Annotated in this window: 28 protein-coding genes; 11 read left to right on the top strand and 17 right to left on the bottom strand. The window is 69.7% G+C overall.

Going from position 1 to position 22,865, the window contains the following annotated elements:
* Nucleotides 1-18: 18 nt before the first annotated feature.
* Nucleotides 19-618 (bottom strand): nucleotidyltransferase family protein, encoded by a 600-nt coding sequence (locus AC5L38_RS42565; RefSeq protein WP_495248513.1) that lies wholly within the window; start codon nucleotides 616-618, stop codon nucleotides 19-21.
* 66 nt (nucleotides 619-684) lie between these two features.
* Here AC5L38_RS42565 and AC5L38_RS42560 point away from each other — a divergent pair, with 66 nt between their 5' ends.
* Together AC5L38_RS42560 and AC5L38_RS42555 are read left to right on the top strand one after the other, a co-directional pair.
* Nucleotides 685-1,194 (top strand): DUF6328 family protein, encoded by a 510-nt coding sequence (locus AC5L38_RS42560; protein ID WP_495248512.1) that lies wholly within the window; start codon nucleotides 685-687, stop codon nucleotides 1,192-1,194.
* 25 nt (nucleotides 1,195-1,219) lie between these two features.
* Nucleotides 1,220-1,369 (top strand): GPGG-motif small membrane protein, encoded by a 150-nt coding sequence (locus AC5L38_RS42555; RefSeq protein ID WP_184719841.1) that lies wholly within the window; start codon nucleotides 1,220-1,222, stop codon nucleotides 1,367-1,369.
* 535 nt (nucleotides 1,370-1,904) lie between these two features.
* On the opposite strand, the gene AC5L38_RS42550 is transcribed toward AC5L38_RS42555, so the two are convergent.
* Nucleotides 1,905-2,618: a metallophosphoesterase family protein gene (locus AC5L38_RS42550; protein ID WP_495248511.1), complete on the bottom strand. Its 714-nt coding sequence runs from the start codon at nucleotides 2,616-2,618 to the stop codon at nucleotides 1,905-1,907.
* On the bottom strand, nucleotides 2,615-2,860 hold the full coding sequence (locus AC5L38_RS42545; RefSeq protein ID WP_362874586.1) for a BON domain-containing protein: 246 nt from the start codon (nucleotides 2,858-2,860) through the stop codon (nucleotides 2,615-2,617). The genes AC5L38_RS42550 and AC5L38_RS42545 overlap by 4 nt, the downstream gene beginning before the upstream one ends.
* 145 nt (nucleotides 2,861-3,005) lie before the next feature.
* Between AC5L38_RS42545 and AC5L38_RS42540 the strand changes: the two genes are divergently transcribed.
* Nucleotides 3,006-4,235 carry a glycosyltransferase gene (locus tag AC5L38_RS42540; RefSeq protein WP_495248510.1) on the top strand — a complete coding sequence of 410 codons (1,230 nt, stop codon included), beginning with the start codon at nucleotides 3,006-3,008 and terminating at the stop codon, nucleotides 4,233-4,235.
* Nucleotides 4,236-4,427: 192 nt separating this feature from the next.
* Here the strand turns inward: AC5L38_RS42540 and AC5L38_RS42535 are convergent, their stop codons facing one another.
* From AC5L38_RS42535 to AC5L38_RS42510, 6 genes are all read right to left on the bottom strand, one after another.
* Complete coding sequence (locus tag AC5L38_RS42535) at nucleotides 4,428-4,679, bottom strand: DUF4235 domain-containing protein (RefSeq protein WP_440073964.1); 252 nt, start codon at nucleotides 4,677-4,679, stop codon at nucleotides 4,428-4,430.
* Nucleotides 4,680-4,807: 128 nt separating this feature from the next.
* Nucleotides 4,808-5,077, bottom strand: coding sequence for a DUF6458 family protein (locus tag AC5L38_RS42530; protein ID WP_495248509.1), 270 nt, complete (start codon nucleotides 5,075-5,077; stop codon nucleotides 4,808-4,810).
* A 221-nt stretch (nucleotides 5,078-5,298) separates the two neighbouring features.
* Nucleotides 5,299-6,138, bottom strand: coding sequence for a MetQ/NlpA family ABC transporter substrate-binding protein (locus AC5L38_RS42525; protein WP_495248508.1), 840 nt, complete (start codon nucleotides 6,136-6,138; stop codon nucleotides 5,299-5,301).
* A gap of 84 nt (nucleotides 6,139-6,222) precedes the next feature.
* Nucleotides 6,223-7,020 carry a DUF305 domain-containing protein gene (locus AC5L38_RS42520; RefSeq protein WP_495248507.1) on the bottom strand — a complete coding sequence of 266 codons (798 nt, stop codon included), beginning with the start codon at nucleotides 7,018-7,020 and terminating at the stop codon, nucleotides 6,223-6,225.
* Between the two features lie 87 nt (nucleotides 7,021-7,107).
* The gene (locus AC5L38_RS42515; RefSeq protein ID WP_495248506.1) at nucleotides 7,108-7,983 is read right to left on the bottom strand and encodes a lytic polysaccharide monooxygenase auxiliary activity family 9 protein; all 876 of its coding nucleotides are present in this window, start codon (nucleotides 7,981-7,983) and stop codon (nucleotides 7,108-7,110) included.
* A 120-nt stretch (nucleotides 7,984-8,103) separates the two neighbouring features.
* On the bottom strand, nucleotides 8,104-9,015 hold the full coding sequence (locus AC5L38_RS42510) for an NADP-dependent oxidoreductase (protein WP_495248505.1): 912 nt from the start codon (nucleotides 9,013-9,015) through the stop codon (nucleotides 8,104-8,106).
* Nucleotides 9,016-9,032: 17 nt separating this feature from the next.
* On the opposite strand from AC5L38_RS42510, the gene AC5L38_RS42505 reads away from it, so the two are divergent.
* Nucleotides 9,033-9,221, top strand: a complete 189-nt coding sequence (locus tag AC5L38_RS42505) for a hypothetical protein (RefSeq protein ID WP_495248504.1) — start codon at nucleotides 9,033-9,035, stop codon at nucleotides 9,219-9,221.
* On the opposite strand, the gene AC5L38_RS42500 is transcribed toward AC5L38_RS42505, so the two are convergent.
* The gene (locus tag AC5L38_RS42500; protein ID WP_495248503.1) at nucleotides 9,197-9,751 is read right to left on the bottom strand and encodes a CGNR zinc finger domain-containing protein; all 555 of its coding nucleotides are present in this window, start codon (nucleotides 9,749-9,751) and stop codon (nucleotides 9,197-9,199) included. The two genes, AC5L38_RS42505 and AC5L38_RS42500, sit on opposite strands and share 25 nt — an antisense overlap.
* A gap of 94 nt (nucleotides 9,752-9,845) precedes the next feature.
* On the opposite strand from AC5L38_RS42500, the gene AC5L38_RS42495 reads away from it, so the two are divergent.
* Nucleotides 9,846-11,096: an MFS transporter gene (locus AC5L38_RS42495; RefSeq protein WP_495248502.1), complete on the top strand. Its 1,251-nt coding sequence runs from the start codon at nucleotides 9,846-9,848 to the stop codon at nucleotides 11,094-11,096.
* Nucleotides 11,097-11,190: 94 nt separating this feature from the next.
* Here AC5L38_RS42495 and AC5L38_RS42490 read toward each other — a convergent pair whose 3' ends face one another.
* On the bottom strand, nucleotides 11,191-12,348 hold the full coding sequence (locus AC5L38_RS42490; RefSeq protein ID WP_495248501.1) for a sugar phosphate isomerase/epimerase family protein: 1,158 nt from the start codon (nucleotides 12,346-12,348) through the stop codon (nucleotides 11,191-11,193).
* A gap of 509 nt (nucleotides 12,349-12,857) precedes the next feature.
* Between AC5L38_RS42490 and AC5L38_RS42485 the strand changes: the two genes are divergently transcribed.
* Nucleotides 12,858-14,102 (top strand): ROK family protein, encoded by a 1,245-nt coding sequence (locus AC5L38_RS42485; RefSeq protein WP_495248500.1) that lies wholly within the window; start codon nucleotides 12,858-12,860, stop codon nucleotides 14,100-14,102.
* Nucleotides 14,103-14,135: 33 nt separating this feature from the next.
* Here AC5L38_RS42485 and AC5L38_RS42480 read toward each other — a convergent pair whose 3' ends face one another.
* Genes AC5L38_RS42480 through AC5L38_RS42470 form a run of 3 tightly spaced genes read right to left on the bottom strand, consistent with a single transcriptional unit; the run spans nucleotide 14,136 to nucleotide 15,585 of the window.
* Nucleotides 14,136-14,762 carry a dihydrofolate reductase family protein gene (locus AC5L38_RS42480; RefSeq protein WP_495248499.1) on the bottom strand — a complete coding sequence of 209 codons (627 nt, stop codon included), beginning with the start codon at nucleotides 14,760-14,762 and terminating at the stop codon, nucleotides 14,136-14,138.
* Nucleotides 14,759-15,250 carry an SRPBCC domain-containing protein gene (locus AC5L38_RS42475; RefSeq protein ID WP_495248498.1) on the bottom strand — a complete coding sequence of 164 codons (492 nt, stop codon included), beginning with the start codon at nucleotides 15,248-15,250 and terminating at the stop codon, nucleotides 14,759-14,761. Before AC5L38_RS42475 ends, AC5L38_RS42480 begins: the two co-directional genes overlap by 4 nt.
* The gene (locus AC5L38_RS42470) at nucleotides 15,247-15,585 is read right to left on the bottom strand and encodes an ArsR/SmtB family transcription factor (RefSeq protein WP_495248497.1); all 339 of its coding nucleotides are present in this window, start codon (nucleotides 15,583-15,585) and stop codon (nucleotides 15,247-15,249) included. The genes AC5L38_RS42475 and AC5L38_RS42470 overlap by 4 nt, the downstream gene beginning before the upstream one ends.
* 218 nt (nucleotides 15,586-15,803) lie before the next feature.
* Here AC5L38_RS42470 and AC5L38_RS42465 point away from each other — a divergent pair, with 218 nt between their 5' ends.
* Nucleotides 15,804-16,493 carry a ribonuclease FAU-1 family protein gene (locus AC5L38_RS42465; protein ID WP_495248496.1) on the top strand — a complete coding sequence of 230 codons (690 nt, stop codon included), beginning with the start codon at nucleotides 15,804-15,806 and terminating at the stop codon, nucleotides 16,491-16,493.
* Nucleotides 16,494-16,624: 131 nt separating this feature from the next.
* Here AC5L38_RS42465 and AC5L38_RS42460 read toward each other — a convergent pair whose 3' ends face one another.
* Together AC5L38_RS42460 and AC5L38_RS42455 are read right to left on the bottom strand one after the other, a co-directional pair.
* The gene (locus AC5L38_RS42460; RefSeq protein ID WP_495248495.1) at nucleotides 16,625-17,077 is read right to left on the bottom strand and encodes an NUDIX hydrolase; all 453 of its coding nucleotides are present in this window, start codon (nucleotides 17,075-17,077) and stop codon (nucleotides 16,625-16,627) included.
* Nucleotides 17,078-17,114: 37 nt separating this feature from the next.
* The gene (locus tag AC5L38_RS42455) at nucleotides 17,115-17,252 is read right to left on the bottom strand and encodes a hypothetical protein (protein ID WP_495248494.1); all 138 of its coding nucleotides are present in this window, start codon (nucleotides 17,250-17,252) and stop codon (nucleotides 17,115-17,117) included.
* A gap of 34 nt (nucleotides 17,253-17,286) precedes the next feature.
* Here AC5L38_RS42455 and AC5L38_RS42450 point away from each other — a divergent pair, with 34 nt between their 5' ends.
* From AC5L38_RS42450 to AC5L38_RS42440, 3 genes are all read left to right on the top strand, one after another.
* The gene (locus AC5L38_RS42450; RefSeq protein ID WP_495248493.1) at nucleotides 17,287-17,469 is read left to right on the top strand and encodes a hypothetical protein; all 183 of its coding nucleotides are present in this window, start codon (nucleotides 17,287-17,289) and stop codon (nucleotides 17,467-17,469) included.
* Nucleotides 17,470-17,525: 56 nt separating this feature from the next.
* Nucleotides 17,526-17,843 carry a TrmO family methyltransferase domain-containing protein gene (locus tag AC5L38_RS42445; protein WP_495248492.1) on the top strand — a complete coding sequence of 106 codons (318 nt, stop codon included), beginning with the start codon at nucleotides 17,526-17,528 and terminating at the stop codon, nucleotides 17,841-17,843.
* A 440-nt stretch (nucleotides 17,844-18,283) separates the two neighbouring features.
* A complete protein-coding gene (locus tag AC5L38_RS42440; protein ID WP_495248491.1) occupies nucleotides 18,284-18,889 on the top strand; it encodes a tetratricopeptide repeat protein in 606 nt (201 codons plus the stop codon).
* Nucleotides 18,890-19,096: 207 nt separating this feature from the next.
* On the opposite strand, the gene AC5L38_RS42435 is transcribed toward AC5L38_RS42440, so the two are convergent.
* Nucleotides 19,097-22,177 (bottom strand): M14 family metallopeptidase, encoded by a 3,081-nt coding sequence (locus tag AC5L38_RS42435; RefSeq protein ID WP_495248490.1) that lies wholly within the window; start codon nucleotides 22,175-22,177, stop codon nucleotides 19,097-19,099.
* A gap of 503 nt (nucleotides 22,178-22,680) precedes the next feature.
* On the opposite strand from AC5L38_RS42435, the gene AC5L38_RS42430 reads away from it, so the two are divergent.
* Nucleotides 22,681-22,865, top strand: a 185-nt coding sequence (locus AC5L38_RS42430; protein ID WP_495248489.1) for an ice-binding family protein, incomplete at its 3' end; no start/stop codon positions are given.

Raw genomic sequence — 22,865 nt, 5'->3', positions numbered from 1 at the left:
TGGCGGGACGGTGGTGTCTCAGGGCCAGGTCGGGTCACCCGAGGCGTCTATGGGGCCGTGGATGACGTCCAGGCGCTGCAGGAGGATGAGAAAGGTGGAGGCGTAGGGCGAGTCCTGGACGACGGCGGCGACACGGTCCCAGTCGACCTGCTCGCGCAGGGCACGGATCTGGGGCAGCAGGGAGCCGTAGTCGCAGCTGTGCTCGGAGAGCGGCAGCAGCCACGAGATGACCAGGTCGGTGGCCTCCAGGACGGGCAGGATCACCGCCGAGGCCTTCATCGGCTCGGCCCGCTTCAGCAGCTCGGGGGTGACCGGGTGGTCGCAGATCGAGAAGATCAGGTCCACCAGCCTGCCCTCGTCGAAGGCCTTGACCAGCCAGTCCTCCGGCGGCTGCTTGGACGTCTCGAACCCCAGCTTGCCCAGCGCCTCGAGCGCGAGCGGCACGTCCTCCTGGGGGAGGACGAAGTCGACGTCGTGGAGTGAGGGGGCGGCTCCGCGCGCGTAGGCCGCACAGCCTCCGGCGAGCGCGAATCTGACGTCCGCGTCCTTCAGGCCGCTGCTCGCTCGCTTCAGCGTCTCCAGAATCGCGTCGGTGACCTCGTGACTGTGGCTTCCCATAGCCCACGCGTACCCCGTAGCTCCCCAGGTAGGCATGCCAAACCTTTCCTTGGGTAAACGGAGCGCATGATTCTCCCCGAAGATGTGCAAAGAGAACATCCTGAACCTGGAGAGACCCGTAAGGAACGTGTCGACCGCGAGCTCGGCGAGTTGTTACAGGGCCTGCGCGTCGCCGTCACCGGCGTGCAGGTGCTGTTCGCCTTCTTGTTCACCCTGCCGTTCGCGGCGGGCTTCAACAAAGTCGACACCCTGGGGCACTGGCTGTTCTTCGTCGCCCTGCTGAGCGCGGGCATCGCGTCCGTCTGCTTCATCACCCCGGCGGCCCAGCACCGCCTGCTGTTCAGGACCGGGCTGAAGGAGAAGATGCTGCACCGCTCCAACACGCTCGGGATCGCGGGGCTCGCCGGGCTCGCGGTCGCGATGACGAGTTCGGTCGCGCTCGTCGCGGAGACGGTGCTCAACGCCTGGCCCGCGGCGGTGTTCGCCGCGGTCGTGGCCCTGCTGAGCGCCTGGCTGTGGTTCGTCCAGCCGATAGTTGATCTGTACAGAACCAAGGATGATGAAGATGTTAAGTAGTGAATTGTGAGGGCAGAGGCCGGTTATGGCTACCTTGCTTTGGATCATCGCAGTTGTTCTCGTCATCTCCGGGATCTACGTCATCCTGGCCCGTCGCGACCTCCTCTGGGGGATCGTCCTGATCGTCCTCGGCTTCCTCGTCGGCCCCGGGGGCGTGAGCATCTTCAATGTCTGACGCGAGCCCAGCGCTCGCGACAGCACAGACCGGTGCGAGCCCAGCGCTCGCACGACCGCCCAGGTGCGGGCCATCCGACCCGCACGTCGTTCCGTACGGCCCGATGACCGTACGCCGTCCGGTGCGGGCCTGAGGCCGGCACACCTCTCGGCGCGAGCTCACACTCGCGAGAACGTCGAGAGCATCTTGTAAGAAGCACGTAAGCGCCCCGAACTCCCACAGAAGCCTCGCGGGCCGGGTATCCCCCGGCCCGCTTCTTCTTGCTCGGAACCTGTTCCTTCCTCGGAACTTGTTCGGAGCCTGTTCGCGGGTCTTTTTCGGCGGCCTCCGCACCGGTCTCCCGTGTCGGCCTCTTCGGCCGGCCCCTCCCCCGGCGCGCCCGAGGGCGCCCGGCACGTGTTCGGGGTACGTCGAAACACATCGCCCGGCACGTGTTCGGGGTACGTCGAAGTACGTCGCCCGGCGCGCGTCCGGGGCGGGTCGCCCGGCGCCTCGGCCTCTCGTTGGTGGCCTCGGCGCCTCGGCGACCCCGGCCTCAGAGGAGATAGACGCCGTACGCCCGGCCCAGCACCGGCAGCGCCACGTTGCGCACCCGGATGCCTCCCGGCGTCACGCCCTTCTCCGTACCGGCGTGGGCGTGCCCGTGGATGATCAGGTCGGCGCCCTCGGCGTCGACCGCCTCGGCCAGCAGGTAGCTACCGAGGAAGGGGTAGATCTCCAGCGGCTCCCCGGCCAGGGTGTCCTTGACCGGCGAGTAGTGGGACAGCACGACCCTGCGGTCGGCCTGCAGTTCCTTCAGGGCCACCCGCCAGCGGTCGGCGATCCGCTTGGTGTGCCCGACGAACGCCTTGATCTCGGGCTCGCCGAAGTCGCTGGCGCACTTGCCTGCGTACCCCCCGCCGAAGCCCTTGCCGCCGACCACCCCGAGCCGCACCCCGTCGACGTCGAGCACCGTCGCGTCGTCGTGCAGGACCTCGATCCCGGTGTCGCGCAGCAGGGCGGCGATCTCGGCGGGCTGGTCGGAGTGGTGGTCGTGGTTGCCGAGCACGGCCACCACCGGGATCGGCAGGTCGCGGAACTCGTCCGCCACCACCCGCGCCTCCTCCAGGGTGCCGTGCCGGGTCAGGTCCCCGGCGAGCAGCAGGACATCGGCCTTCTCCCCGATGTCGTGGAGGTGCTCGCGGTAGCTTCCCCTGCGGCTCTCGTCCAGGTGTACGTCCCCGACCGCCGCGATCCGCACGTCTCTCACAGCCTCTCCTCCCCCACCGGGTCCCGCACGTCCACGACGTCTATCTCGTTGTGGACGTCCAGCCCGGGGGCCGCCTCACCGGCCACTTCGGCGATCAGCTCGCTGCGGTCGGCGCTGACGACCTGGCCGCGCAGATAGAGCTGATCACCCCTTATGTCCACCCGGATGCCGAGTTCCGTGGTTCTCTCGTCCTCGGCGAGCGCGCGCTGCACGCGCGCCGCGACGTACTGGGGAGCCTCCATCGTCGAACTCCTTTCCGTCCAAAACTGCTCGCCTTCCCGTGAATCCCAAGGTCAAACACGTTTAAAGCCCCCTGCCAGGGCAGGGTAGGACGGTATGCCCAGGACGCAGGCACGCCTGCCCCGTACACCCGGTGGGGACGTGTCCATGAAGATCGCAATGGTGTCAGAGCATGCGAGCCCTCTCGCGACCGTCGGCGGAGCCGACGCGGGGGGCCAGAACGTCCACGTCGCCGCACTGTCCCTCGCGCTCGCCGCGTGCGGGCACGAGGTGACCGTCTACACCCGCAGGGAGTGCCCCTCACAGCCTGAGGAGACCTCCCTGGCCCCCGGGGTCACCGTGGTCCACGTCCCCGCCGGACCCCCCATGACCCTGGCCAAGGACGACCTGCTCCCCTGGATCCCGGACTTCGGCCGGTGGCTCGCCAGGCGATGGAGCGCCGCGCCGCCCGACATGGTCCACAGCCACTTCTGGATGAGCGGCCTGGCCGCCCTGGCCGCCGCGAGGGACGCCGCGGTCCCCATCGTCCACACCTTCCACGCCCTCGGTACGGTCAAGCGCCGCCACCAGGGCGCGGCCGACTCCAGCCCGCGCGAGCGCCTCAAGATCGAGGCGATGGTCGCCTCCCAGGTGGACGCGGTCGTCGCGACCTGCGCCGACGAGGTGACGGAGTTGCGCGGGATGCGGATTCCCCGGAACCGGACGAGGGTCGTGCCCTGCGGCGTCGACGTGCGCTCCTTCACCCCCTCCGGCCCGAGGGAGGACCTCGGTCCGGGCCCGGTCCTGCTCGCCCTCGGCCGTCCCGTCCCCCGCAAGGGCGTGGACACCACGATCCGCGCCCTCGCCCGCATCCCCGGCGCGACCCTGGTCGTCGCGGGAGGCGACCTGGACGGCCCGGAGGCGGAGCGGCTCTCGCTCGTGGCCGCCGAGTGCGGCGTGGCCGACCGCGTCAGGTTCCTCGGCAAGGTGGACAGGGAGAGCGTCCCCACCCTGATGCGCTCGGCGGACATCGTGGTCAGCATGCCCTGGTACGAACCGTTCGGCATCGTGCCCCTGGAGGCCATGGCCTGCGGCGTGCCGGTGGTCGCGTCCGCGGTGGGCGGGCACCTGGACACCGTCGTCCCCGAGGTCACGGGCCTGCTGGTCCCGCCGCGTGAGCCACACGCGCTGGGCGGCGCGCTGCGCCGGTTGCTCGCGGCGCCGTCCCTGCTGGCGGCCTACGGGGCCGCGGCCGCCGCGCGGGCGCGCTCGCGCTACGACTGGCACCGGATCGCCGCCCAGACGTCCGCCGTGTACGCGGAGGTGCTCTCCTCCCGCGTCCCGGCGCGGCGGGCGGACGGCGCCCTCGAAGCCCACGCGTGCCCCGGAGCCGCCTGACGGATCGTCCCTCCCGTTTCCCTGCCGGGCCGGGAAACGGGAGGACCTTCGGACGCGGCTCACGGACCCGGCATCGGATACGGCTCCGGGTCCGGACGTGCGGAGGCCCCCGGGTCCCGCGGACGGGATCGGGGGCCTCCGCACGAGATCGGTCGGTCGCCGGCCGGTGGGACCGGTGCCGGCCCTACCGGGTCACTTGCCGGTGGCTCTGTGGATGCTCCGGGACGCCGAACGGTCGATCGCGGCCTTGACCACGCCGAAGATGGCGCCCTGGATGGCCGACGCCACGAGGATCTCGCCCCAGCCGTACTCGTCCGACGTCGCCTGGGGGGCGTCGTCCTTGCCCGACGCGAGCTTCCAGACCTGCTTGAAGATGGCCCCGGCGATCGCACCACCGAGCATTCCGCTCACGGCGCTCGCGCCGCGGGATACGACTCTGCTCACGTCCTGCCCTCCGTTCGCGTTCACTGAACCGGCACGCCTACCCGTGGGGACCGGTTCCTAACCGGTCCCGGGGCGGCGGACGGTGACCCGCCTGAAGTCGCGGCTCTCCTGAAGGAGAGATCCGTGGGTCACACCACCGGGGGGTCGTTGTAGTGGCGCTCCTGGTAGGTGCGGCGCTGGGTGACCGGGTCCTCGATCACAGTGGTCGCCGTGGAGTCCGGCACCACGGCCCGGCGGGCGAGGCTCAGCCGGTACACGGCGAACAGGAGCCACGCGAGACCGCCGATCATCAGGATGACACCGACGATGTTGATGTCGAATCCGGCGATGTCGAATTCGACCGCCCACGTGAGAATGGCGCCGAGCATAATGAGAACGATGCCGCCTGCGATGGTCATGGGATCTCCTCCTTCGAGCCAACGCATCACCATCTATCCCCCGTGCGGATCTCAAACGTCACCTGACGGAGGTAGATGCGGGCCGCGGCCTCCCGTTCGTCGTCACAGGCCTGAAGACCCCGGAAAAACCGACGGCCGCGCCCCCCGTCGGACGGTGGGACGCGGCCGTGGGCGTCGCGCGGGAGGTGGTGATCCTTCCCCGAAGCCGGTCACCGGGCGGTCTACTCGGCGGGCAGGACGGCGCCCTTGTACCTGTCCTCGATGAACTTCTTGACCTCCGGACCGCGGAGGATCTCGGCGAGCTTCTTCACGCGGGGGTCGTCCACCTTGGCCGGGACGGTGACCAGGCCGTTGGCGTACGGGTTGCCCTCGCCCTTCTCCAGGATCAGGGAGTCGGTGGCGGGCTGCAGCCCGGCCTCCAGGGCGTAGTTGCCGTTGACGATCGCGGCGTCCACGTCCTCCAGGGAACGGGGCAGCTGGGCCGCCTCAAGGGGCTTGAACTCCAGCTCCTTGGGGTTGTTCGCGACGTCGCGCTCGGTGGCCTTGACGCCGACGCCCTCCTTGAGGGTGATCACGCCGTTGTCGGCCAGGAGCTTGAGCGAGCGGCCGAGGTTGCTCGCGTCGTTGGGGAGCGCCACCTGGGCGCCCTGGGCGAGCTCGGAGACGTTCTTGATCTTCTTGGAGTACAGGCCGAGCGGCTCGATGTGCACCGGCGCGACCCAGCTCAACTTGATGTCCTTGCCCTTGGAGAACTCCTCCAGGTACGGGATGTGCTGGAAGTAGTTCGCGTCCAGGTTGCCCTCGTCGAGCTGGGTGTTGGGCTGGACGTAGTCGGTGAACTCGACGATCTCCAGGTTCAGCCCGGCCTTGGCGGCGAGGTTGTCCTTGACGTACTTGAGCACCTCGCCGTGGGGCACGGGGTTGACCCCGACCCTGAGCGGGGCGTCGGCCTTCGGCGTGTCGCCGGCGGCGGGCTGGGCCGTGTCGGTGGACGTCCCCCCGCACGCGGCCAGGGTCCCGGCCAGGATCAATCCGGCCACGACCCCAAAGATCTTGCGCATGACTCTCCCCTAATTCCCCTTATAGTAAGTAGGAAATATATCTCACGAAAGGGAGTGCCTGGACAAATCAGTACTGATCACTCCTTACTGGCCTCGCAGGGCCAGCATCTGCGCGATCTGCGCCGTACGGGAGACGTCGACGCGTTTGGCCATCTTCGTCACCTCGGAGTGCAGCCCGGTCGCGACCTCGACCTTGGCCATCTGGGTCGCGTCGTCCTGCTGGGCGATCAGCATGTCGAGGAACCTCCGCTCGAACTCGGCAGGCGGGGCGGCGACCAGCGCCGCCATCTCCTCCTCGCTCACCCCCGGCATCCCGCCGTGGGCGGCGTGCTCGTCGTCCTTCGCGGTCGCCGGCTGCCCCCAGGCCTTCAGCAGGCCGGACATCGAGGCGGACTCGCGTTCCTGGGTGACGCCGATCGCCTCGGCGAGCTCCTTGACCTCGGGGCGGACCGGCCGCTCGCGCACCAGCCGCACCAGCCGTACCCCCTGGGTGTTGTGGGGCACCATCATCTGCAGGAACATCACGTCGGGAGGGTTGAAGGCGACTCCCGCCGAGGTCCCCATCGGCGGGGCGGGCGAGGGGCTGGGCAGTCCCGCGCCGGCACCGTGCGCCGAGTGGTCGGACCCGTGGCCGCCCTGTCCTGAGCCCTGCTCTGAATCCTGTCCCGAGCCACCGTGCGCGCCGTGATCACTGCCCTGGGCGGAGGGCGTCGGCCGGGCAGGGACACCGGAGGCACCTGGGGCACCGGGAGCACCGGGAGCACCGTGCGCCCCGTGCCCGGCCGGGCCCCCGCGGAGTTCCTGGATGCTGTCGGCACCGCAGCCGGTGAGCAGCAGGATCCCCAGGGCGACCATCGGGGCCACCGAAACCGCACGCTTCATGACGAACTCCTCGACTTTCGGGAGATTCTCGGGAGACGACGGGTCCGGCCGGGGTGGCGGTGGCCACCCCGGCCGGATCTCACCGGGTCAGACGCGTCGCCACAGGGCCGCGACGTTCGGCGGCTCCCAGCCGGCCAGCGCGGTGTGCGCCTGCAGGCACTGGTAGGTCGCGCCGCCGTAGGTCACCGTGGCGCCCACCGCGTAGGCGGTGCCCGCCTTCCAGGTGCCGCCCGGCTGGGCCGTCGGGGTCGTCGTGGGGGTCGGGGTCGGGGTGGGGGTCCGCGTGGGAGTCACCGTCGGGGTCGGGGTCGGCTGGGGGTTGGGGTTGCCGCCGCCGAAGTTCACGTCGGAACAGGTGTAGAAGGCCTCGGTGCTGCCCACGATGCGCTGCCAGATCGAGAAGATGAGCTGGCGGCCGCTCCGCTGCGGGAGATTGATCGTCCAGTTGGTGAACTGGGTGGGGTTCTGGTTGTTGAAGGTCCTGATGTGCTCCAGATCCGACCAGCGCAGCGGCTGGCTGGGGTTCCAGCTCTGCTTGGTGATGTAGAACTCGAAGTTGCTGTTCGCGTGCGGCGCGGTCGCGTGGTAGGTGACCGTGAGCGGCCCCGCGGAGACCGAGGTGGCGGGCCAGTCGGTCCTGGTGAGGTTGAGGCCGCGATACTTGTCCCGCCCGGCGCCGCACAGCTGGCCGTCGGGGATGATCTGGCGGTGGTTGCCGCCGGCCTCGAGCCGGGACACCTCGTGCCAGTCGTAGAACGCCTGGGTGCCCCCGGCCGCGACGGCGGCCTTGCACGCCTCTGACTTGGGGGTCTCCGGGCCCTCCGTCTTGCAGACGTAGGCACGGCTGGGCGGGTTCGACATTGACCCGTGGGCGACCGCCGCGGTGGACGGCAGCAGGGCGAACAGGGACCCTACGCTGATCGCGGCGGCGGTACCGGCGGCCAGCTTGTGTCGCAGATGCACGTGGACTCCTCCTGGAGCGAGAAATGGGAGGCAGGACTGTCCAACGAGCCGACGGATAGCACGTTATTAACAAGAAACCTTACTAAGGGTTCCGGTCATAAGACCAGCGATACGGCCATATCAGTCCATGACCAGCACGACCTTGCCCCGCCCGTGCCCGGTGGCGACCTCCCGGTGGGCGTCCGCGGCCCGCTCCAGGGGGTAGGTCCGGCGCACCGGGAAGACGAGCTCGCCCTCGGCGTACAGCGCGGCGAGCTCGGCCAGGCGGGACGCCAGCCGCACCCCCTGGGTCCGCTGTATCCCCAGCTCCGCGACCCTGCCATGCTCGACGAGCGTGACGATGCGCTCGGGCTTCACCAGTTCCAGGGAGACCTCCAGCGCCTCGCCGCCCGCGCCGTCCAGGACCAGGTCCACCCCGCCGGGCGCGAGCGCGCGCACCCGCTCCAGCAGGCCCTCGCCGTACGTGACGGGGATCGCGCCGAGCTCGCGCAGGTAGTCGTGGTTCTCCTCGCGGGCGGTGCCGATCACCGTGGCCGCCCCCCAGAGCCGGGCGAGCTGGACCGCCGCGGTGCCGACCGCGCCCGCGGCGGCGTGCACCAGGACCGTGTCGCCCTCCCCCACCCCGAGCTGCCGCAGCGCGATGTGGGCGGTCTGGGGCCCGGCGGTGAACCCGCCCGCCACCTCCCAGGGCATGTTCGCGGGCTTGGGCGTGACGTTCTCCGCGGGCACGACCACGTACTCGGCGTAGCAGCTCAGCAGGTTGAAGCCCAGGACCTCGGCCCCGACGGAGATCTCGCCCACCCCCGCGCCCACCTGGTCCACCACCCCGGCGAACTCGTTGCCCGGCACGCGGGGCAGCTCGCCGTCGACCCCCTCCGGGGTCCACCCCGCCCGGATGGCCAGGTCGAACGGCTGCACGCCCGCGGCCCTGATCCGCACCCGCACCTGCCCCTCCCCCGCCTCGGGCGTCGGAAGCTCCGCCGTCCGCAACACCTCGGGCCCGCCGAACTCGAAAAAAGCAGCAGCCTTCACAGGATTCCCCTTCGCTCGTGCACACCTCGCTCGTGCACACCTCGCTCGTGCACACCTCGCTCGTGCACACCTCGCTCGTGCACACCTCGCTCGTGTACGCCGCCGCCCAGCCTGCGACCTCAAGTCCGGTTGAGGTCAACTCACGCGCCTGTCGTACAGCGCCGGAGCGCGGCGGGGAGCCTCAGGGCGACGTGCGGGCCGCGTAGTAGCGCCGCGCCTTGTCGCGGCTGCCGCAGGTGGTCATGCTGCACCACCGGCGGCGGCCGTTCTTGCTGGTGTCGAGGAACAGCCACTGGCACGACGGGCACGCGTGGATCCGCTCCAGCGGCCCGCGGGCGAGCAGGTCGACGGCGGAGGCGGTGACCTCCCGGAGCAGCGTCCCGGCGGTTCGCGGGGCGGGCCACGCGAAGCGGAAGCGGCCTTCGTCTCGCTCGAACCGGGCGTGGGCGACGCCGTCGGCGTACGCGGCCGTGAGGATGTCGAGATCGACGCGCGGCGGATCGTCCCCGCCGGTCAGCGGCCGGAACACCCGGAACACCGTCTCGCGCAGATCGCGGGCGTCGGGCAGGGCGGCGGCGAGGCCCGCCTGCCGCTCGATCGGATGGCCGGCCGCGCGCGCCCAGGCCAGCGCCTCCTCGGGGGTGGCCAGCCAGTCGCGCCGGGCGACCGGGCGGCTGTTGACCGTGTTGGCGAAGTCCAGGCACAGGGCGTTGCCGACCAGTTCGACGTCGATCATTCGCCCATTGTCTCACCGATCAACACCGATTGACAGGTAAGGCGAGCTCCAGCACTCTATGACCATTGAAATGGCGTTGAAAGGTGAGAATGGCATGCGTGTCCTCCCCGTCTCGCTGGGCCGGTCGTTCAACGGGCTGTGGTTCGGCACCGGCACCGCCAACCTGGGCGACGGCATGGTCCTGTTCGCGCTCCCGCTGCTCGCCCTGGCGGCCGGCGCCTCACCCGGCGGAGTCGCGGCCGTGACGACGGCGCTCACGCTGGCCTGGCCGGTCTTCGGGCTGCACGCCGGATGGATCGTGGACCGCGCCGACCGCCGGCTGCTGCTGGGCGGCGTCAACCTCGTCCGGGCGCTGGTGCTGGCCGGTCTCACCGCCGGCCACCTCGCCGACGCGCTCTCGCTGCCGGTGATCCTGGTCGCCGCGGCGCTGCTCGGCGTGGCCGAGACGCTCGCCGACACGGCGCTGACCTCGACCGTTCCCATGCTCGTCGAGCCCGCCGGCCGCAACAGGGCGAACGCGCGGCTGGAGGCGACGATCAACGTCACCAACCAGCTGGCGGGACCGCCGCTCGCGGGCCTGCTGGCCGGCCTCACCCTGGCTCTGGCCACCGGAACCGGCGCGGTCCTCTACGTCCTGGCGGTCGCCGGGCTCGCGACGATGACGCTCCACCGGACGCGGGCGGGAACGCGGCCCACAGGAACGCGGCCCACCGCACGCGGCGAGGTGGTCGCCGGGTTCCGCTTCCTGTGGCGGCAGCCGGTGGTGCGGACGCTCACCCTCTTCACCGCCGCGATGAACATGGTCTGGGCGGTCCCGACGGCGCTGATGGTCGTGCACGCCGTCAGCCCCGGCCCGCTCGGTCTCACCGCGGTCCAGTACGGCCTGCTGATGACGGCGATGGCCGTCGGCGGGCTGCTCGCGTCGACGGTGGTCGAGCCGCTGCGCCGCCGGTTCGGGGTGACCACGCTGCTCGTCGCCGACGCCGTCGGCACCGTCCTGCTGGTGGCTCCCGTCGCCCTGGATGCGAACGCGTGGGTGGTGTCCGCGGGCATGGTGATCGCCGGTGCGGGTTCGAGCGTCTGGCGGATCCTCGTGGCCACCCTCCGGCAGAACCTGACGCCGCCCGACCTGCTGGGCCGCGTCTACGCCGCGTCGCGGGTGCTCAGCTGGGGCGTCATCCCGGCCGGCGCCGCGCTGGCCGGGATCGGGGCCGAGGTGTGGGACGTGCGGACGGTCTTCGCCGTGGCCACCGGGCTCGCGCTCGTCACCCTGGCCGCCTTCGTGTCGTTCGCCCTGCGCACCGACCTGTCGGCGGACGTCCAGCCGGTCGCGGACCACCGGTGACAGCCGCCGGCCACCACGCTCGCCGGTGTCGTGGCGGTCCGCGTGGTGGCCGGGCGGATTCCGGGCCCGCCGGAGGGCGGGCCCGGCCGGCGGGTCACTCCGTGGTGAGGGCGGAGAGGTTGTTGTAGCTGATCTGGGCGAACTCCAGCGACTGGCCAGGGTTCGCCGCACCACCCGGAGCGGTGTCCTGCTCGTACATCGGGTAGTGGTGCTGGCTGACCAGGCCGCGGAAGAACGTCGTGTAGTCGATGTCGCCCGTACCGAAGGGCACCATCTCGTAGCCGTTGGTGGTGGCGGTGTTGATCCTGCCGTCCTTGGCGTGGAACAGCGGGTAGCGGCCCTCCTGCGCCTGGACGATGGCGAGCGGGTCGAAGATGTCGGTCTGGACGGAGCCGTCGGGGGCGGTGTAGGTCCGGTGCCTGTACTGGGCGACGTGCGCCCAGTAGATGTCCATCTCCAGGTTCACGAACTTGGGGTCGGTGATGCCCAGGAAGTACTCCAGCTTCCGGATCCCCGAGGAGCGCGTCGGACGGCCCTGGGCGTCCAGCGGTCCGCTGTCGAGGAGGAAGTTGTAGGCGGCGTCGTGGTTGTGGGTGTACAGCTTGACGTAGCCGGAGTTCCGGGCGAGCTCCCCGAGGAAGTTCCACTTCTCGGCGGCGACGTCCCAGTCAGCCTTGTAGTTGCTGTTGGTGGGGTCGCTACCGGTGCCGATGTGGTCCATGCCGAGGATGTTGGCGATCTCCAGGCTCGTCTTGAACCGGTCGAGATCGGCCTGGGACAGCGGCCAGGAACCCGGGATGAACCCGTGGTTGCCCTCGGCCCGCAGCCCGTACTCGTCCAGCCACGAGCGCAGCAGCGTCGCCCCGGCGATGTTGTCCAGGTTCGCCCCGCCCTCGGCGTTGGCGTTCTGCGTGAAGCCGGCGAACTCGATGCGCTCGTAGCCGATGTCGCTGAGCGCCTTGAGCACCTCCTTGAACCCCGACGGCAGAGTCGTCGTGTTGGGGTCGCGGGAGATGGCGTCGCGGACGGTGTAGAGGATGATGCCGCGCTTGCTGTCGCGGATCAGGGGGGCACCCAGGGCGGAGGCCGAGACCGAGGTCGCGGCCGAGGCCCTGCCCGGCAGAGCGGTGATGGCCGCCGCCGCGGCTATGCCCGTGGTCGCAGCGAACAGCTGCCGACGGGTCAGTCCCAGCGCGCGCCCGAGGGCACCGCCTTCGACCTGGTCGTCATCGTGCGCATGGAAAGTGTTCACACATATCCGTTCGGGGGGGAAGGACGCGTGCGCTGACCGGCGTCCGCAACGAAAAATGATGTACCGGGAGGCTTCAGCGTGCCACCGATGCCGACACTCGGCAGTGGGGGCTTTTGACGTGCCACCGCCGCATATCCTGCACCGTCAGTCATTGTGAACGCCGGAACGTCACTTCGTCAATGAAAGTATGAGTCTGTCCGACATCAACACCCCTGAGAAGTTCAAACTTTTGCAGGTGAACCAAAAAAGAGGGCCGTTGAGCAGCGGAAATCGCCGCCGCCCAGCTTGCGCGCCACCGTCGGCCGCGAGGGCGAGGGACGTGTGGGAGGGGGCCCGGCTCCGCCTCGGCCGACGCGGGCACACCCCTCGCCACCCTGCCCGTTTTCGGCATTTTCGCCCCGTATCACTACTTATGTAGATTACCGGCAAATGTCACGGGTTGACGGGAAAAAGTCTGCTGGCTAGCTTCGTGACACGGGGCATGTGAAGCAGTAACGGGGAAGGCTGCGATGGAACGGGGTAGTGGAGACACCGGGCATGTCGTCAGGGCGCTGCGAGGTGCCGGTCCGCTGACGCGACAGGACCTGATGGCGCACACCGGTCTCACCCGCGCCCAGGTCGACCAGAGGCTGGAGCAGTTGCGCCAGCTGGACCTGGTGGAGGACGGATCGGGCTCGGTCGTCACCGGGGGGCGGCGCGCACGCGCGATATCGCTGCGCAGGCGGGCGGGCTACGTCCTCTCGGTGGCGCTGGGCGCGAGCGGGGTCACCGTGGCCGCCGTCGACCTGTCGGGCGCCATCATCGACGACCAGTCGCAGCCGATCGACATCTCGGCCGGGCCCCACGACGTGCTGGGGACGTGCGTCGAACTGTGCCAGCGGGTCCTGGAGGAGGTCGGCGGCCGCCCGTGGGCGGTCGGCGTCACCGTCCCCGGCCCGGTGGACCTCGATCGCGGGATCGTGGTGTCCCCGCCGATCATGCCCGGCTGGGACCAGTTCCCGATCCGCGACTGGCTGGGCGACAAGCTCGGCCTGGCCGCCTGGCTCGGCAACGACGCCAACGCCACCGCGCTCGGCGAGTACCGCTACGGCGCCGGCAAGGGCCACCGCAACATGGTCTACGTGAAGCTGGGCAGCGGGATCGGCTCGGGCATCATCATGGGCGGCGTCCTCCAGCACGGGGACGGGGGCTGCGCCGGCGACGTGGGTCATCTTCCGGTGCCGGGCCAGACACTGCCCTGCCGGTGCGGCAACGTGGGCTGCCTGGAGGCCGTCGCCGGCGGGTTCGCCCTCGCCCGGGTGGCCGAGGAGATCGCCGACAGTGGCCGCAGCAGCGTGCTGGCGGCGATGCGGGAGAACGCGCCGCTCAACGCCGCCGCGCTGGCCCGCGCCGCCGAGTACGGCGACAACGCGGCACTGGGGGTCCTGCAGCTGGCCGGGGCCCAGATCGGCGAGGTCCTCGCCTTCGTCGTCAGCCTGCTGAACCCCTCCCAGCTGGTCATCGGCGGCGGCCTGTCCTACTCCGGCGACGTGCTGCTGTCGTCGGTCCGCAAGAGCCTCTACGCCCGGGCCCTGCCGCTGGCCAGCCGCGACCTGCTCGTCCGCAGGGCCGCGCTCGGCGAGGCCGGCGGTGTCCAGGGCACCGCGGAACTGCTCTACGAGCGGCTTTTCTCGCCGCTCGTGCTGGAGCAGTGGAGCAAGACGGGAAGCCTGTCGGGCAGGCCCGACCTGAGCCTGGAACCGCCGTTCCTCTGACGTGTCCGGTCCCGGTCACCGCACCGGACTCCGCTAGACGAAGGCCGTGACACCTTCGTACTCCGCCACCGGGGCGGCGCCGGCGGTCTCGTACCGCAGCAGCAGCAGGCCGGTCGCCGTCACCTCGTGGTGGACGAGCCGGAGGCCGACGGGTCCGCTCGGGTGGTCGAGCAGCCGCCGCCCGGCACCGGTCACGACCGGGGCGACGACGAGCCGGAGCGTGTCGACGAGGCCCGCCGCCAGCAGGGCGTTGCCGAGTCGCGCGCTCCCGTGGATCTGGAGTTCCCGTCCTGGCCGCGCCTTGAGCTCCCCGACGGCCCGGATCGGGTCACCGCGCAGCACGGTCGTCGGATGCCAGCTCCCCTCGGTGAGGGCGCCGGTCACCACGTACTTCGGCAGCGAGTTCATCCGCGCGGTGTACGGGTCGTCCGGGTCGGTGATCCGCGGCCAGTCCCGGGCGAACGCCTCGTAGGTCCGCCGCCCGAACAGCAGTCCGTCGGCGAGGTCCAGCCATTCGGAGGTACGCCGGACGAAGAGCTCGTCCAGGTGGGGCACGAGCCAGCCGCCCCGGGTGAAGCCGTCGCTCGTGTCCTCGGCCGGCGAGCCGGGGCCCTGGCTCACCCCGTCGAGGGTGACGAACCCGGTGAGAGCGATCTTCACGGCGCGACCCGGCTCTCCGTGACCCGGCTCTCCACGAGCACGGCGAGCTGCTCGGTGACCGAGCCCCAGCCGTCGAGGAAACCGAGCTCCTCGTGATGGGCGCGGGCGGCCGGATCGCCGTGCCGGACGACGATCCGATAGTCCGTGCCGTCCGGGTGATCGCTCAGCGTGATCTCGGCCGTCATGCGCACCGGCGCGGGATCCGCCGGACGCCAGGCGCTGTCGATCGCGTTCGTGAACACGATCCGCTCGAGCTCGTCGACGACGAGGAAGGCCGCGTCCATGTGCGGGACGAAGTCCACCCCGTCGTCGCTCAGCCGTGTCAGAAGCGCGCCACCGGGCCGGACGTCGAGGCGGTCGACGCGGCACTCGGTCGGCGCCGGGACCCACCACCTCCCGAAGAGGGACGGGTCGGTCCACGCGTTCCACACGGCGGCGCGGGGTGCGCGGATGACCCGCTGCAGGGTCAGGTCGAGATCGGGGTTCACGGTCGTTCCTCTTTCGGGTCGGTGACGAGGCGTTCGAGCCGGTCGGTGCGCTCCTCCCAGACCTGGCGCTGCTCTTCGAGCCAGCCGCCGACGAGAGCGAGACGGTCGCGGTCGAGCACGCAGGTGCGCACCCGGCCGAGCTTCACCGTACGGATCAGGCCGTTCGCCTCCAGCGTCCGCACGTGCTTCATGAAGGAGGGAAGGGTCATCGGGAACTCGCGGGCGAGATCGCCCACGCTCGCCGGACCGCGGCCGAGGCGCCGGATGACACCGCGCCGCGTCGGGTCGGCGAGGGCGACGAACACACCGTCGAGCTCGGCCGAATACTGTGCCATGCGGCTAAGTATTGTCCGTTATGAACACTTAGCGCAAGGGCTAAGTATTCAGGGTGTCCCGGGTGGCAGGCCTTGACGCGCTCAGCCGCCACCGGGCCATCCGCTGATTTCCGGGCCTCGTTCATGACATCACCGCAGGCCGAAAGATCTACCGAGCTTCGAAAGCTCGCGTTCTCTTCGGGGTTCGACAGCGTCTGCCGGCATGGCACCATGCGCCCATGACGGTCCCCGCAGCAGCCCGGTTCCCCGACGGCGCCACAGCGATCCGACGCGACACCTACGACGGCAGGGTGTGGACGGCCTCACCCCATCGGGTCATCCACGACACCGGCCACGAACTCGCCCTGGCCTATTGGCCTGGCATCCAGAGTCTCGCCCCGACCACGTGGATCGACTGGCTGCGAACCGGCGACACCGCGTCACGCGACGCGTCGACCACCAACCTCGCCGCACGGCGATGGCAGCTGGGCCACTGGACGTGGCGAGACACCATCTGGCTCAGCCTCATCGACGAGCACGCGTTCTTCAGCGTGAACCTGTTCTTCACTCAAGATCACCGCCTGGACCGCTGGTACATCAACTTTCAACGCCCTTACCGGCGCACCTTCAACGGCATCGACACCTTCGACCTGTTCGTCGATCTGGTCGTGGACCCCGACCTGTCGCGGTGGACCTGGAAGGACGAGGACGAATACGACCAGGGCCGAAGGATGGGCATCGTCACCGACGCCGAACACCACGGCGTACAGGAGGCTCGGGCCGAGGTGATAGCGATGATCGAGAGCCGCAGCGGGGTGTTCGGCGACGACTGGCCCCACTGGCGGGCCGACCCCTCCTGGCCGGTCCCCGTTCTTCCGGCTGACGCGATGGCGGAAGGAGTCGCGAGCACGGTTACGACAACCAACTGAGCCGATCAGCGGGCGCTCGTCGTGACCCCGCATCCCAGATGACCGGTTCTCAACATGCCCTGGCCGTGACGAGGTCCGACGGGGAGACTTCACCTCGTTTCCCGGCCGGACCGGTTTCGGCGCCGAGCCGGTCAGCCAGGGTGGCTCGTGGACCACACGGCCGCATACGGCGATCCCTGCCGGTACCGCTCGACCCCGGCCGCCGTGTACGGGTAGGTGCCGGGCGGAAGCCGGTCAAGGGGAAACCACTCGATGCGCGCGCACTTGTGCGGCTCCGCGTTGACCGGCTCCCCCTCCCACGACGTGGCCTCGAAGAAGACACCCATCCGGGCCTGCCCCCCGGGGCTGCGGAAGTGACACAGGTGCACGAACCGCAGATCCTCGATGCCCAGATTGATACCGATCTCCTCCCGCGCCTCCCGGACGACGGCCTCGGCGATCGTCTCGCCCTCCTCCAGATGTCCGGACGGGAGGTTCCACTGGCCGTCGGCATACCCGGTGTTCTGACGCTGAGCCAGGAGCACCTTGTCGTCGCGGACCAGAATCAGCATGGCGTCCACAACCGTCCGATATCGCGTCGTCATGGTGTTCCTCCCTGATGGCGGCCTGTCTTTGGGCTGGTCACATTAACGCGGGAAGCGGCTCCCGATCCTGGGACGCCGACTGGAGGTCGTGGACCTGGACGATCAGTTGCGTGGCCAGCGTGTAAGGCAGCACCGTCTCGCCTTTCAGGCTGATCTCGACGTTGCGCTCCCCCATGGGGACGGCTCTCCGCCCCGGACCGGGCGTGAACATGTCGGCCAGTACGGCAACAGGCTCGGCGCCGGCGACCGTGCAGACCGTCGAGGAGATCCCGAGCTGGGGGCAGGTGGCCAGCGCCTCCGGGATGCAGGCCCAGCAGGTCGGGGGCGCCGTACGGTCCGCACCCGACGCCAGAGCCAGCGACGCCCTGGTGCTTGACCTGTTCAGGAAGTAGATAAGTCGAATTTACGTGAATCGACTACGTCAGAATGACGGATGAGGAACAGGCACATGACGAAGTCGCTGGAGATCACGCCCATCGGCACCGTTGTCGGTAGCCGCACCGAACCCACCGACGACCACTGGAGCGGCACGGCGATCATCCGCCTGAACGCGGACTTTCCCGCCGAGGTCGTCCAGGGGTTTGAGGAGTTCTCCCACCTGCTGGTCGTCTGGCACTTCCACCGGGCCTCGCCCGAGGATGTCGCTCTGCACGCTCGCAGCCCGCGCGACAACCCCGCCTGGCCGTCCACCGGCACGTTCGTACACGGCAACCACCGCCGGCCGAATCAGCTCGCACAGTGCTTCCCCACGGCTGCTGAAGGTTGACGGCCTGGACCTGCACGTGACCGACCTGGACGCGATCGACGGCAGCCCCGTCCACGATCTGGCGCCGTACTTCAAGGAGATGGCCCACGCGGCGAGGTACGCGAGCCCGGTTGGCCCGGCGAGATGCTCAAGGACTACTGGGACGACTCGCAGGAATGAACACAGCCGCAGGAGACCGGTGAGCTTGCGCGCATATCTGGGACTCCAGGACATCCGTTCATGTGTTCGTCCATCGGTCTTCGGCCGTTCCCATTTCCGGCACCGGTTCATGTTGACCCGCGCTGAGAGCGACTGAAGGATGGGACAGGATTCCCAGCCGAAGGGGTGGACGAAAGATGCGGTGGTGGCCGGAACGCTGGCGGCAACGTACGACCACATCCGGTTCTTTCTCCGACTCCTTGCTGGCGGTGGCGCGAGAACGAGGTGTCCCCGTCGAGCGGGTGAGCGGTTCCGACGTCGATGACCTCGCGATCGCGGTGGCGAAGAACACCTATGAGAAAGGCGACATCGCCGCGGCGGAGAAAATGCTGCGCCTGATCGCGGCCGAGGGCAGGCCGTCGGCCGCCGGGTTGGCGGCCTTCAACCTGGGCGTGGTGCTGGAATCCCGCGGTAACGCGCGCGATGCCCAGCAGGCGTACCGGATGGCCGTGGATCTTCCCAATCCCGACGCGGCGGCGATGGCCGCGTTGAACCTGGGGATCATCCTGTTCCACGAAGGCGACATCGAGCAGGCCCAAGCCTTCCTCACCATCGCCATGGAGTCGGGACACCCGCAGGCCGCGCCGAAAGGGGCCTTCAATCTGGGTGGCCTGCTCGCCCGAGAGGGCCGTACCGAAGAGGCGATGCGCGCGTTGCAGCGCGCGGTGGACTCGGGTCATCCCGACGAGTCGCCGGGAGCACTGACCCAGCTCGGTGCCCTCTGGTTCACCACGGGCCGGGTCGCGGAGGCCGAAGCCGCGTTCGAGCGGGTCATCGCGACCCGGCACCCGGAGTTCGCGGCCATGGCACGCGCGTGCCTGATCGACTTGCGTCGCCAACGACGCTGACCGGAACCGTACGGAACGACCACGCGACTCCTGGAGCCGGGACCGGCCCGCCGACGCCTTGACGGGCGGCCGAACCGCGGATCGGCCGATCGCGGGATGCCGCGTGGTGACGCGAAGGCCGGACGTGTGAAGGCCAGACACGCGAAGGCCGGGCGCCACCTGCGTGACGCCCGGCCTCACGGTCCGGTTACCGGTGGAACAGCCCGGTCACCCGACCAGGTACTTCATGATCTTCTTGAGGGTGGCGGCGCGCTCGGCGGGGCTGGCCACCTGCTCCAGGCCGAAGCCGAGGAACACGGTGTCCTTCGTCGAGACGGCCGCCGTGTTGTCGGCCTGGGCCCTGGCGAAGTCGCCGGCGCCCGTCGGGCTGCCCGGGGGCGGTCCGGGGATCGCCCAGGCGCCGAGACCGGACTCGAAGCCCTCGGCGGCGAGCTGGCCGCCGGTGGTGGTGATCCTGGTGTCGTCCACGAACGCGCCGACGCCGCCGGTGCCGGGGTCGGTCACGTAGCTGATCGACACCTCGACCTGCTGGCCCGCGTACGCGGACAGGTCGAAGGCCACCTGCTGCCAGCCGCCGGAGCTGCCCGTGAAGGCGTGCCAGGAACCGCTGGTCCCGGACGGCGTGCAGGGGTTGCCCGGCGTCAGGTAGCGCAGCAGCCACGGGTGCTCGTCCAGCAGGAAGCCGGCCTCGCACTCGGCAGGGACGTCGGTCGCGGTGCCGCCGTTGAGGTCGGGCAGGGTCGTCCAGTTGTCCTGGCCGACCGTGTGCGCCTCGACGATGACGTTGTCATAGCCCTGCTCGGTGTCGTACGACAGCTGGAACTGGAGCTTGGGCTGCTGCGCGGCGGTGACGGCCGCCAGGTCGACCGTGCGCGTCAGCCTCTTGTACGCGTCGTCGGTGTGCGGGCCCGCCACGTACCAGTCGCCCTCGGCCGGGTCGAACGGACCGGTCGCCCCGCTGTACTGGGCCGAGGCCTCGCTCCTGAACTGCGGGAACTCCGAGGGCGGCAGCGTGTCACTGGTCACCAGCAGGCTGCCTGCCTCGTCCAGCGGGTTGTCGGCGAGCGCCGGGCCGCCGAAGGTGCCGCTCGTGCCGTTCATCGCGGGACCGGGGATGCCGGTGAACCCGGTCGGCCCGACGCGCGGGTTGCGGCCGTAGACGCCGAGGTAGTACTGGGCGAAGTCGTCGGCGAGGATGAGGCACTCCTCGAAGAAGCCGTCCTGGCTGGTGATGACGCAGTCGGAGTCCGGCGCGCCGTCCAGGCCGTAGTAGATGCCGCCGAGGCTGGTGCCGAAGAAACCGAAGTATCCGGCGGTCTCCCCGGTGTAGAGCAGCTTGCCTCCCTCGTTGAGGTAGTCGCGGACGGAGATGGTGAGGTCCTGCTGCTCCCGCTTGACGTCCATGTCGGGAAGCGGGCCGAACGGGGTCTGGGTCGCCACGTCCTGGGCGTCCATCGCGAGCCGGTCGTCACCGAGGTACCAGGCCACCGCCTTGAAGTGGCCGAGCACGCCGAGGTGGTGCGGCACGCCCTGGGCGTCGACGTCCCACGTCTCGGAGGGGTATCCGGCGGTCTGCAGCGCCTGCTTGTACTGCGCCGCGTACTTCGGCGCGGTCACCGACGCCGGGTAGTCGGGGTTGAAGCCGGTGTAGTCCTCGTTTGCCACGATGAGCACCTTGGCGTTGGACTTCTTCTCCAGCTTGTACGTGAAGTGCTCGCTCTCCACGGTCCCGGTGCCGGATTTGTTGCCGGAGAACCAGACTTCTACGTTGTCCCCCGGTTCGGCGCCCTCGACCTTGGCGCGGTACTCGGCGAAGTACAGGTCGTTCTCGTCGCCGTACCGCTCGCCGCCGTCCCACTCCTTGAGGGCGCGCACCTGCACGGGGCCGCCGTCGATCCGGAAGTGCAGCTGCTTGGCCGACAGGGAGCGCCGCGCGGTCACGGCCACCGGCTGCGGGTCGCCGTACGAGACGGTGAAGCTGTCGGGGCGGAAGTCCGGGACCGTGCGGTTCACCGGGGAGACCGGGCTGTCGGGGTTCTCCACGGACTTGGCGAGGTCGACCGCGAGCGGGACGTTCTTGGCGAACTCCGCCTGGATCAGGGCCTCGCTGTCGGGGAAGGTGAAGCCCAGGCCGCCCGCGCAGTCGGCGAGCGTCCACTCGTCGTCCGGCACGCTCTCGACCGCCACCTCGCAGGTGGTCATCTCCGGCGTGATCGTCAGTGCGTCGCGCTTGTTGGTCATGTGACCGTCGGTCTCGCCGTTGGTCGTGTAGAGCTCGGCGCCGATGTCGGGGTCGTAGCCGGGCACGGCGGGCGTCGCGTCGTCTCCGAGCAGCGCCTCGAAGATGAGGTCGTCGGGAGAGGGGGTGGCCTGCTGCCAGCCGATGCCGTACAGCAGCAGCTGGGCGGCCGAGTGGTAGTTGACGATGTAGGTGAAGTCGACCTTCTTGGCGAGGGTGTCGACGGCCATGGTCTCCGGCTCGGACTGCGCCTTCGGGCCCCGGTAGGTCTGGCTGGCCGGGTTGTCGGAGGAGCCCTCGTTGTCGTAGCCCCACTTGTAGTCGAAGTTACGGTTCAGGTCGACGCCGTCGGCGCTGGTGGTCTGGCCGTCGCCGTTGTTGTCGCGAAGGTTCTTGCGCCAGAGGCGGTTGTCGCCGGTGAAGGTGTAGTCGTAGCCGTCGGGGTTGGAGACCGGGATGAACCAGAGCTCGACGGTGTCGATCAACTGGGTGATCTCGGGGTTGGTCCCGTAGCCGTTCAGGTAGTGGAGCAGGAGCCTGCGGTTCATCTCCGGCGTGATCCACTCACGGGCGTGCTGGGCGGACATGTAGAGCACGGCCTTGCGCGCCCCGTCCCTGAGCTGCCGCGCGTTCTTGGTCACCTTGATCGCGGTGAGCTTCTGTCCCTTGACCGTGGTGCCGAGGTCGACGACCTTGGCGATGTCCGGCTTGGCGTTCGCCGCGTTGACGATCTGCTCCCGGATGCCCCCCGCGCCGCTGTACGGCTTGAAGACGCCGTCCCCCTTGGCCGCCTGCCTGCTCGCGGCCGAGGACTTCTGGACCTTCAGGCCGAGGCCCGCCTTGCCGAGCTGTTCCGCCTGGGCCGCGCCGAGGATCGCCTCGACGCTGACCTTCTTGCCGTCCGCGGACTTGGTGATCCGTAGTTCCTCGCGGTCGACCCCCGACTTCAGCAGCGAGTCCAGCTGCTGCGGGGTCAGCTCGCCGACGTAGACGTTTACTCCGTCGCCGCCGGCGGGTGGATCGGGTACCGCCGCCGCGGGCGGGCTCACGACCAGGCCTGCGAGTAGGACTGTGACTGCGAGAATGGCTAATCTCGCACGTTTCATTGCAACCTCCGTACATCCCCCGAAAACAGGAATGCCCGAAATCTGCGCGATAGCCGGGCCGAAGTCAACGTCAATCCTCGCCAGCTTTTCGCTCTGACCTCATGTGGTCAGAGCTAACTCCGGGTCTTCCGAAATCGTGAGGGAGATGCAGAAAGCGAGGCAGATCGCCCATACGGTCTGTCGTCCGTACAGCACGTCACCGACGTATCAGGCTGGTCAAGTGCTATAACGGGCTTACCGTCCGGCCGCGGCCCCGCCGTCGGACCCCGCGGCCACCGAGGTCTCCTCCCGTCTGAAACCAGTCCAGGGATGAGGGACGTATGAGAAGTCTTCTGCCGGCCGTGCTGCGGCGCACCGGAGTTTCGAAAGCGGCGGGATCGGCCGTCCGGGCACGGGCCGGTCGGCCCGGGACCTCCCTGCTGGCGGGCCTCACGCTCGTCCCCGCCATGACCGCGTTCATGGCCGTGTCACCCGGGACGGACGCGGTGGTGGTGCCGGTGGGGTTGGGGTCGGCGGGGGCTTTCGCGGTGTTGGCGGGCACTACGGTGACCAGTACCGGTGCCACGGTGGTCACGGGTGATCTGGGGTTGAGTCCGGGGACGGCGGTGACGGGGTTTCCGCCGGGTGTGGT

It is taken from the genome of Streptosporangium nanhuense (assembly GCF_059358815.1).
This window is presented reverse-complemented; position numbering and strand designations above follow the sequence as displayed.